Source organism: Sediminitomix flava, from assembly GCF_003149185.1.
In the GTDB taxonomy this organism is placed as follows: Bacteria; Bacteroidota; Bacteroidia; order Cytophagales; family Flammeovirgaceae; genus Sediminitomix; species Sediminitomix flava.
Genome location: NZ_QGDO01000010.1, coordinates 32,334 through 43,494, shown reverse-complemented (window position 1 = coordinate 43,494; position 11,161 = coordinate 32,334). Strand labels below are relative to the sequence as shown.

Below are 11,161 nucleotides of genomic sequence, written 5' to 3'. Positions count from 1 at the left end.
AACATTATGAAAAAATCATATTATCTCGTTTTTTTAACCTTGATCATTAATGCCTGTGGGCTTTCAAATCCACCAAAGAAAGGTGATGTCTTGAAAGAATGGCAAGATCCTACGGTATTCAATATCAATAGACTTCCAGCAAGAGCTACCTTTATTCCATTTCAAGATAAAGTAGCAGCTTTAGCAGCAGATATTGATCAATCAGTTTTTGTGAAAGACTTGGGCGGTACATGGAAATTTCATTACTCCAGTAATCCTCAAGACCGTCCATCTGATTTTTATAAGGAAGGTTTCAGTGTCAAAGACTGGGATGATATCCAGGTACCAGGTACGATAGAGGTACAAGGTTTCGGTTATCCTATTTACACCAATATTCCATATCCTTTTACCCTAGACACTTCCGTATATGTATTGCCAGAAGAAAACCCTGTTGGGGCTTATAAAACGACTTTTGATTATCGTTCGATAGAAAAAGGAGAAGAGGTATTACTTCATTTTGGAGGTGTTGCTTCAGCCTATTATGTATGGTTAAATGGAGAATTCTTAGGGTATAGTGAAGGCTCTAAAACCCCAACAGAGTATGAGGTAACGAAATATCTGAAAGAAGGAGTGAATGAGTTAGCTGTTGAAGTTTACCGCTTTTCTTCAGGTTCATATCTTGAAGATCAAGATTTCTGGAGGTTGAGTGGTATTCATAGAGAAGTTCAATTGATCACAAGACCCAAAGCACACCTCGATGATTATTCCATACGTACCGATTTTGATGTTAGTACGCAAAAAGGAATTCTTCAATTACAAGCGAACACATCAGCATCTGTAGATGAAATAGACGTTAGTATTCTAGAAAAAGACAATCTTGTATATACTAAAACATTAGAAAAGGGTGATCAAGATTTTTTTATTGAAAATCAGGCTTTAGAGGTGGATTTTTGGACTGCTGAAACACCAAACGTTTATACACTTTTACTCGAACTCAAAGATAAAGAAGGTAAAACTTCAGAGGTGATTACGCAAAAAGTTGGGTTCAGAAATATCAAAATAGAAAACGGGCAGTTGAAGGTAAACAACAAAGCAATACTGCTTAAAGGAGTCAATCTTCATGAGTTTCATCCAGTCACAGGTCATTTTGTAGATGAAGAAATGATGCTAAAAGATTTAAAACTCATGAAAGCGCATAACATCAACGCTATTCGTACATCGCATTATCCTCAACCCGAGAAAATGTATGAATTCTGTTTAGAGAATGGCTTTTACATGTGCGATGAAGCAAACATTGAAATTCATGGAATAGGGGCAGACCTCCAAGGTATGAATTATGACCGTTCGAAACATCCTGCATTTTTGGAAGAGTGGGAAGCTATGCACCTAGATCGAGTTAGGCGAATGTATGAAAGAGATAAAAATCAATCTGCAATCATTTATTGGTCACTTGGAAATGAAAGTTCAAACGGGCCTGTCTTTTCAAAATGTTATGATTCGCTAAAGAAGTGGGATAAGATTCGACCTGTTGTTTATGAGCAAGCAGATAAAGTGAGAAACACAGATATGATTGCTCCAATGTATGATGAACTGGATGTGATGGAAGCTTATGCATTAGGAGATGACCCTCGCCCTTATGTACAATGCGAATATGCCCATTCAATGGGGAATTCAACTGGGAATTTAAAAGAGTTTTGGGATTTGATTGAAAAGTATCCAAAGCTACAAGGAGCTTACATTTGGGATTGGGTAGATCAAGGATTGCAAGCTTATACCGAAGAAGGTAAACCGTATTGGGCATATGGTGGTGATTTTGGACCCGATGATGTGCCATCTGATGATAACTTCTGTTTGAATGGTTTAGTAGACCCTGACCGAACACCACAGCCTGCTTTAAAAGAGGTCAAGAAGGTTTATCAGAATATTAGCTTTGAATGGGAAAATGTTCTGAAGCATAGCTTGAAGGTGAAAAATAAGTATCGCTTCCTAAATTTATCTGAATTTAAACTCAGATACCAATTGAAGGAAAGTGGTGGAAAAGTAGTACAAGAAGGAATCGTTGAATTACCTAAAATCAAACCCGAAAATGAAGGCATCATTCATCTACCTATACGTACCATTTCCATGGTACGAAGCGCTGATTATTATCTTCATTTAGAAGTTTTAAAAGATGAACCTTTAGTTCTATTAACTTCTGATCATATTTATGCTTCAGAGCAATTACCTTATCAACTGGCTTCTGAGTATGAAAAGTTAACAACTACGGGAAGTTCCCTAGAATTTGGTGAAACAGATGAATTTTTGGAAGTTAAAAATGAAAATTTCAGTGTAGAATTCGATAAGAAAAGTGGAAAGATATCGCATCTGAACTACGGAGGAGATGAGTACTTCAAAGAAGGTTTTACGATTGATTTATTCAGAGGGATAACTGATAATGATTATGGCTGGAAAATGGAGGAAAAGTGTGCTATTTGGAGAGATGTAGACCAAAGTCAATGTTTGAAAGAGTTTAGCTTTACGCCTGTAAATAACCATTTAAAGGTCAACTGTAATTTTGAAATTGGTTCTCCAACGAAATATGCGAGTATTCAACTTCAATATGAAATTTATCCTTCGGGTGATATTGTCATTCATTCCACGTTTAAGCCTTTACAAGGTAAGCTTCCTATTCTTCCTAGATTTGGCTTACAGGCAGTTTTGGAGGAAGGATTAAAAAGCGTAGGATATTATGGTAGAGGACCCGAGGAAAATTATATAGATCGAAAGACCGCAATGGAGATTGATTGGTATGAATCTGAGGCTGAAGATTTGTATTGGGCATATTCAAGACCACAAGAGAATGGGAATCATACCGAAACGAAATATTTATCTGTAAGTAATAAAGATGGAGATGGATTATTATTTGTAACAGAGAGTATTCCTTTCAATTTTACAGCACTTCCATATGCCCGAGAAGATTTCTTAGTTGCTGATAATGCTCCAAACCTGAATGAAGAACAGAAAAAGAAGCTCCGATTAAGACATACCACCGACATAGATGTTCGTGAAAATGTATATCTAAATATAGATTATGGTCAGAGTGGTGTAGCGGGAAATAACTCATGGGGAGCAATGGCTCTAGAAAAATATCAACTCAAACCAAAGCCGATGTCTTATAGCTTCAGAATTAGTCCAATTGATGCTAAAAGCAATGTACATCAGTTGGCTAGGAAACGAGTAAAAGCTAGTGAAAAAGCCCTGTAATCAACTCTTATAGAGTTATTAGGATTATTAATTATTTTTTTCAAAACGTCCTCTTAAATACAGATCACAATGTATTTAAGGGGGCGTTTTCCTCTTTTATTTCAATAAATAATTTTTGATCAAATTGAATTATTTATAGTCCGACAAATTGGTAAATCTGACATTTTTAAAATATTTTAAAAAAAATTAAAAGTGATTAGGGGGTAAAGCGTATTTAGTACGTATTATTTATTGTAAGACATTTAGTAATCGATTATGAATGTGGAAAACAAGTCTCAATTTTTTAAATATGTCTCCGAAGGGAAGAAAGATAAAGACTTTCTAAAATGGTTTTATGAGAATCATCAAGATGGTGAAGTCGAAAAATGGTTGGAAGAGCAATGGGCTATTGCCGATCAAATTCCTCACACTTTTTCTAAGGAGAAAGTATGGAAACATATAGAAAATGAGACGAGTGACCATAAGTCTTCAATTTCATTATGGATAGGGTATAGAAATATCGCCGCGATACTTCTTCCGCTGTTATGTGCGCTCGGAATCCTTGGTTATGTTTTAAATGAAAGTAGCAATGTGGTTGCACCAAGTTTATCACATATTGTAGTGCCAGAGGGAGGACGATCACACATTGTTCTGCCAGACCAAACAGAAGTATGGTTAAATGGTGGAAGTTCTTTGACTTATGCAAATGCCTTTGAAGGCTCAGAAAGATTAGTTGAACTCAAGGGAGAAGGTTTCTTTGATGTGACGCACAATCCAAAACAACCTTTTTTAGTTAAAGTTGAAGATGTTGAAATCAAGGTTTTAGGTACATCTTTTAACGTACTACAAGATTCGGAGAAAGGGAGTGTAACCTCTACCTTAGTTGAAGGTAAGATTGCAGCTCAATTACCGAATAAAGATGAAGCCGTAGTACTAAAGCCTGGTCAACAGCTCAATTTTGATAGAAAGAGAAAAGGATATTGGGTGAAAAATGTAGATGTGAATCTTTTTACATCTTGGCGTCATGGAAGATTGGAATTAAATGCCATCAAACTGAGCGAAGCTGTTAAACATCTTTCTAAAAAGTATAATAAAACGATCAAGATCAAAGATTCTGAAATTGCTGACGAACGTTTGACTGCAGATTTAAGCAATGAAGATCTTTATGATGTTTTAGACCTACTTGAAGCCACTTTACAGCTAAGTTATAAGGAAGAGAATAACGAGATTATTTTAATGAAAAAATAAGGCCTTATAAAATTTCATTAGCCTATGTGCTTAGCATAGGCTAGTGATACGGGGTTAATATTACGTTAGCCATTGTTTTAAAAAATAAGGAGCAATTTTACTTTTTTATACCTCACTAAGGTATCACTGTTAAATTATTGAAGCGTATGCACAGTATTGACTATTCCAAAAGTTGGGTAGATTCTTCTTTCAGAAGATTTATACCCCTGATGCTACTTATATTAGGTTTATCAACTTCCATCCTAAAAGCAGATGATGTTGAGCAATTTACCTTAGACTATGATAACGAAACTCTTGAAGTTGTCATGGGTAAAGTAGAGTCGATGAGTTCTTACAGGTTTTTTTACAATCCTGATGATGTAAATTTAAATCAGAAAGTTAGTGTTCAGACATATAAAGCATCTATCCAAAAAGTGCTAAATAGTATCTTTTTAAAGACTAGCATTTCATATTCTTTAAAAGGAAAACAGATTGCTTTATATACTAAAACCAAAAGTAGTTCTATAGAACAAGAAGAGCAAAAGCAAACCATTAGAGGTGTAGTTTATGACGAAGTAGGTCAGCCTATGCCAGGGGTAAATGTGATGGAAGTTGGGACTGAAAATGGAACAATCACTAATTTCAATGGTGAGTACGTTATTTTAGTTTCTGCCCAAACTGAGACACTTAAGTTTTCATTTATTGGATATGCCTCTAAAATAGAACCAATAAACAGCCGAACAAAAATTGATATTACACTGAAGGAAGATGTTTCACAATTGGATGAAGTAGTGGTGGTAGGTTATGGTGTTCAAGAAAAAGTAAATGTAACAGGTTCGGTTGCAGCAGTAAAAGGTTCTGAAATTGCTGAAGTTCCAGCAACTACCGTTACAAACTCATTGGCAGGACGTTTGTCTGGGGTAATTGTGACCAATGAAAGTGGAGAGCCAGGTAATGACGGTGCAAGTATTAAGATTCGTGGTTTTGATAATCCTTTGGTTATTGTTGATGGAGTTGAGATGGATTTTAGCCGAATAGACCCCAATGATATTGAAAATATATCGGTTCTTAAAGATGCATCAGCAGCCATATATGGAGCAAGAGCTGGTAATGGAGTTGTTCTTGTGACTACTAAAAGAGGTAAGGAAGGAAGAATGCAAGTAAACTTGAATACTTCTTATGGTGCACAAAGTTCTACCATCATTCCAGAATATGTAAATGCTTTACAGTATATGGAGTTAGTAAATGATTATGCTCCAAATACTTATACTGAGGCAGACTTTAACGAATTCAGAGATGGTACTCGTCAAAGTACAGATTGGTATGCTGAAACTTTTCGTGATTCTGCTCCAATCTTTAAAAGTAATGTAAATGTGCGTGGAGGTACAGAAAATGTTCAATACTTTGTTTCATATGGTTTTATGGATCAAGCAAGTGTATTGAGAAGTGATGATACCAACTACGGACAACATAACGTGCGTTCAAACCTGAATATCGGTCTTACAGAAAGTATAGATTTGAGAGTGGATGTTGCGCATCGAATTGAAAATAGAGAGTATCCTGGTGCAAATATGGAGGAGATTATGACGAATGTAGCATTTTCTAACCCAATGTTCCCTGCCACTTATCCAGATCCATCTTATCCTGTATACAATGGTTTTCAAATTGGACCTAACTATATCTCTCAAAGAGATATCTCGGGATATACAGAAAGTACTTATACCAACTCAAGTATAAATGCTGCATTGGAATACAAAGCTCCTTTTCTAGATGGTTTATCAGCAAAAGCATTCATGAATTATAACTCTTGGAATACAAGGTCTAAGGATTGGAGAAGTAACTATAGTTATTTTTACTACGATGAAACTTCTGAGCGATACTCTGAGGTAGAAATGAAAGATGAAAGTGGTATTTTTCTCAATGAAGGTTATGAAAGAGGAGAGAGGGTAACAGCTCAGTTTTCGTTACGATTTGAAAGAGAGTTCGGTAAACATAGAGTGAACGCCTTGTTATTGAATGAAGTCATTACTTCTCAAGGAGACTTTGTTTCAGCAGGTAGACAAGCATTTATTAGTTCTGCTGTAGAGCAAATGTTTGCGAGTAGTGCAGACAAGCAATATACAGAAGGTTGGGCTTGGCAAGATGGTCGAATTGGTTTGGTCGGAAGGTTGAACTACAAGTACGATGACCGATACATGGTAGAATTTACGTTTCGTAATGATGGCTCAAACAAATTTGCTGAAGATCAACGTTGGGGATTCTTCCCGAGTGCTTCTGTAGGTTGGAGGATATCTGAAGAGGCTTTCTTGAAAGATGTTGATGCGATTCAAAATATTAAACTTCGTGCATCTTACGGTCAATTAGGATATGACAACATCGGTAACTATAACTTTTTAACGGGTTATCAATTCTCTTCAGCATATATCATAGACGGTACTGCCACTACTGGAATAAACAGTAAAGGTTTAGCGAATCCGTTAGCTACTTGGGAAACAATGACAATAGCCAATTTAGGTTTGGATATGGAATTTTTTGATGGAAAAATCTGGACTGAATTTGATGTTTTCCAAAGAAGAAGAGAAGGGATGCTAGCTAAACGAGTGAAGTCTTTACCAACAACTTTTGGTGCTGAGTTACCGGAGGAAAATATAAACTCTCAAATAGCCAAAGGTTTTGAACTGGTAATAGGACATGACAATACAATAGCTGATGTGAGATACAGTATTTCTGGAAATGTATCTTTGGCAAGAGCAGAGTGGGATCATTATGATGAACCAGTTTATGCTGATGAAGAAACAAGAGCACGTTATCAGCAATCGGGACAATTGGTCAATCGTTACTTTGGATATGAAGCCTTAGGTCTTTTTACCTCTCAAGAAGAGATTGATAGTTGGGTAGATCAAGACGGAGACCCAAATAATGGCATCAATCATGATTTACAGCCGGGGGATATCAAATACAAAGACCTTAACGGTGATGGGCTGATTAACGACTTAGACAAATCTGCCATAGGAAAAGGAAGTATTCCAGAGATTTTTTATGGGCTGAACATGAGTGTGAGTTACAAGGGCTTTGATTTTACAATGTTGTGGCAAGGTGCATCAGGACATAATGTGGCTTTCCAAGCTGAAGCTCAGCAAGCATTTTACAATAGCGCAACACCTCTTGCTATGTTCATGGAAAGATGGACTCCTGAAAATAATGACCCTAATGCTCGATTCCCGAGAACGGTTAGTAATGCAGGGAGTGCAAATAACTACAGAGAATCTTCTTTCTGGTTACAAGATGCAAGCTACTTCCGTCTGAAAAACGTATCATTGGGCTACACAGTGCCGATGAAATTTTCGACAAAGCTTGGTATGGAAAAGGTTCGTTTAGGTCTTAGTGGCTTCAATTTGTTTACTTTCACAGATGTTTACCCTTATGATCCAGAAACTCCTAACGGAGGTAGAGGGTGGAATTACCCGCAGCAGAAAACAATTATGGCTAACCTAAACATTAGTTTTTAGGTCTTCAGACAAGCGTATTTTTTGATTAGATTAAAATAGTAAGTGATGAAAAAATATATATATTCTTTCTTTATTTCCGCAACGCTTTTTAGCTGTTCATCAATCTTAGAGCGTGAACCCCTAGATATTATCAGCGAAGAGCAAGTTTGGAGTGATCCTAATTTGATCAGAGCAAATCTAGTGGAGTTGTATAACCAAGCTCCAACCCGAAGATTATTCCATTTTGGGTTTCCTTGGGGTTCTGGAGCACCATGGGTAGATGGAAATGCGGAGCCAGCAAGAGAACCTGGCTCTTATGTCGTGATCTCAGATGAGTCAATGGCAAGTTATTCTTGGGTAGAATCTCGAAACTTGAATATCAATGGTTATCAGAGAAATGATAAATTCATGGAGTATTGGGATTATAAAATCATCCGAAACTGTAATGAATTTCTTGAGAAAATTGAGGAAGGTGATCTTCGTCCTGAAGACAAAGACCTCTTTAAAGCAGAAGCTAGATTTATACGTGCATTTGTCTACTTTGAGAAAGTAAAACGATATGGTGGTGTTCCTTTAATTACTGTTGCACAAGATATTAATGCACCAGAAGAAGAACTTTATCCTGAGCGAAATACGGAGCAAGAAGTTTATGATTTCATTATTCAAGAATGTGAAGAAATCTCAGTTATTTTAACGGATGCTTCCGGTACAGAACATGGTCGTGCAAATAGATTTGCTGCCTTGTCACTTCAATCTAGAGCAGCACTCTATGCGGGCAGTATCGCAAAATATGGACAATCAGATTTAGGAGGAGTTTTAGGGATCAGCAATTCAGCAGAAGCCTATTTCCAAAAGTCACTTGAAGCTTCAAATAAAGTGATTAATGAAGGAGGTTATTCGCTGTACAATAAACATGAAGATAAGGCATTCAATTACCAATCAATCTTCTTGGATGACGATAACCCAGAAGTGATTTTTGAACGTGAATTTTCTGGGGTAGCCAAAGGGCACAGTTTTGATTATTTCAGTGTTGTTCAAGGCTACGGTTCAGGTTGGGGTTCATATCTAAATCCTACCTTGGAAATCGTAGAAGCTTATGATTTCATTGATGGATCGGATGGTAAAATTGATTGGGAAAATGAAAATCGACCTTTAGCAGAAGTGTTAGCGAATAAAGACCCAAGAATGCATGCAACTGTCTATTTCGATGGTAATATGTATCCTTCTGGAGATGTTTTAGACATGTATATCGTTGAAGAAAACGGTCAATTATTGGACGTAAACCCAGGTGAATGGAAAGCATGGGATGTAGATGGAGAGGAAGTATGGTTGCAAAACGTAGGTGAGCATATTTACCCTAAACGTTCAGATGGGACAAAGACAGGTTTCTTTATCAAGAAGTTTGTAAGTGTAGATGACTTAAGAGTACCTCAGATGCAATCAGAGACAGATTGGGTAGAGTTTAGGTTAGCTGAGATATATTTAAACCAAGCGGAAGCAGCTTTAGAATTAGGGCAAACTAGTGTTGCTATTGAAGCTGTCAATAAAGTTAGAGAACGTGCTGGTGTCGCAAATGTTACTTCTCTTACCATGGATAAATTACGTAAGGAACGTCAGGTAGAGTTAGCATTTGAAACTCATCGTATCTGGGATTTGAGACGTTGGCGTATTGCAGGAGATGTTTTAAATCAGGTACATCATGGAATTGTAACAGTGAGACAAATGCCTGAGAATACGTACAGATACATAAAATACTGCTGCGATGCTCGTGAAGAAGGCTTGGAAGCTTCTAAACCAAGGTATTTTAACACAGACCGTATGTATTACTATCCATTGGGTGAAGAAATCTGTAACAATAATCCAAACCTAGTAGAAAATCCGAATTACTAGTTTGAAATGAAGGAAGGTAGTTGAAAACCGCTACCTTTCTTTTCCTTCCCACACTACAAACACATTTTTATAATGAAGAAGAGCTTACAATTTATAGTAGGGCTGCTACTGCTTTGCCTTTTTTCTTGTGGCAATGAAGCATCTGATCCAATTGTAGACCCTGAGGAGCCAAATGATGGTGAAAATATAGTGACTGTTGAGCCTTTAGATGAATTACCACAATCAAGAGTTAATAGGCTAAAAAAAGGTCTAAATCTTGGGCATTGGTTTGCTCAAACTGAAATAACAACTGTAGGTTTGAAAGAACGATTCACTGAAGATGATTTCATTTTTATTGAAAACTCTGGCTTTGGTTATGTGCGTATTTCTGTAGAAGAGCAAGTGGTTTATACCGAAGGTGATCCAAAAACAATTCGTACAGAATACCTTTCAATATTAGACAATGCGATTCAAGATTTTATAGATAGAGATATTGCGGTGCTTTTTGATTTTCATCCTACTGGGGGCTTTAAAGATAAAATTCATTGGGATGTAAATTACAGTAATAGTGTAAAGTTATTTTGGGGTGCAATGGCAAAGCATTTAAGTAAATTTGATCCTGAATATCTTTATTTAGAGGTCTTAAATGAGCCTTGGGCTACAAATGCATCAGATTGGTATCCTGTGCAAGAAGCTTGGGTAAAAATGATACGTAGTGAAGCACCTGCTCATACAATTATAGTAGATGGTAATTTGAGATATACTGAAAATGAATGGGATGATGTCAAAGCTGTGATCTCAATGCCAATTTTAGATGACCCAAACATTGTTTACAATTTCCATTTCTATGCACCTATGCAGTTTACACATCAAGGTGCTACATGGGGATGGTCTGCCCTTGTGGATATTGAAGGATTAAAATATCCTGTAGATGCAGCAAATGCCTATGAAATCCGTGACCGAGTTGGAAATAGCAATATGGAAACCTATTGGTCAATGGATAATTATGTAAATGATGATTGGAATAAGCATGCACTTGTCAGCAAATTACAAGCTGTAGGAGAATGGGCAAGTACAAATAATTTGACCGTTATCTGCAATGAAGTAGGAGTGTATAACTACGTTACACCTACAGACAGTAGAATCCAATATTTGCAAGATGTTCGAGAAGCATTAGAAGAACAAAATATTGGATGGGCAATTTGGGAATACGATCAAGGCTTCAATATCATTGATAGGGAGTCAGCAGATGTAAAGTTTTTGGATGGTATTCAGAATGCTTTAGGTCTATAAAAAGTAAAACCTAATCTAAATATATAGATTTCTCTAAATCAATAACAGACAAGTCACAGTAAGCAGAGGTCTTTATTCTTTCA

At 36.6% G+C, this 11,161-nt stretch carries 5 protein-coding genes; all 5 read left to right on the top strand.

The genetic code is table 11. The features are described from left to right. Nucleotides 1-6: 6 nt before the first annotated feature. The 5 genes from BC781_RS23710 to BC781_RS23690 all read left to right on the top strand — a co-directional run bounded on the left by BC781_RS23710 (nt 7) and on the right by BC781_RS23690 (nt 11,078). A complete protein-coding gene (locus tag BC781_RS23710) occupies nt 7-3,222 on the top strand; it encodes a glycoside hydrolase family 2 TIM barrel-domain containing protein (protein ID WP_109622719.1) in 3,216 nt (1,071 codons plus the stop codon). 261 nt (nt 3,223-3,483) lie between these two features. After that, nucleotides 3,484-4,449, top strand: coding sequence for a FecR family protein (locus BC781_RS23705; protein ID WP_211323968.1), 966 nt, complete (start codon nt 3,484-3,486; stop codon nt 4,447-4,449). 209 nt (nt 4,450-4,658) lie between these two features. Further along, a complete protein-coding gene (locus BC781_RS23700; RefSeq protein WP_158281570.1) occupies nt 4,659-7,937 on the top strand; it encodes a TonB-dependent receptor in 3,279 nt (1,092 codons plus the stop codon). Nucleotides 7,938-7,982: 45 nt separating this feature from the next. After that, nucleotides 7,983-9,806 (top strand): RagB/SusD family nutrient uptake outer membrane protein, encoded by a 1,824-nt coding sequence (locus BC781_RS23695; RefSeq protein ID WP_109622713.1) that lies wholly within the window; start codon nt 7,983-7,985, stop codon nt 9,804-9,806. Nucleotides 9,807-9,878: 72 nt separating this feature from the next. Continuing rightward, a complete protein-coding gene (locus tag BC781_RS23690) occupies nt 9,879-11,078 on the top strand; it encodes a glycoside hydrolase family 5 protein (protein ID WP_109622711.1) in 1,200 nt (399 codons plus the stop codon). Nucleotides 11,079-11,161: the final 83 nt, after the last annotated feature.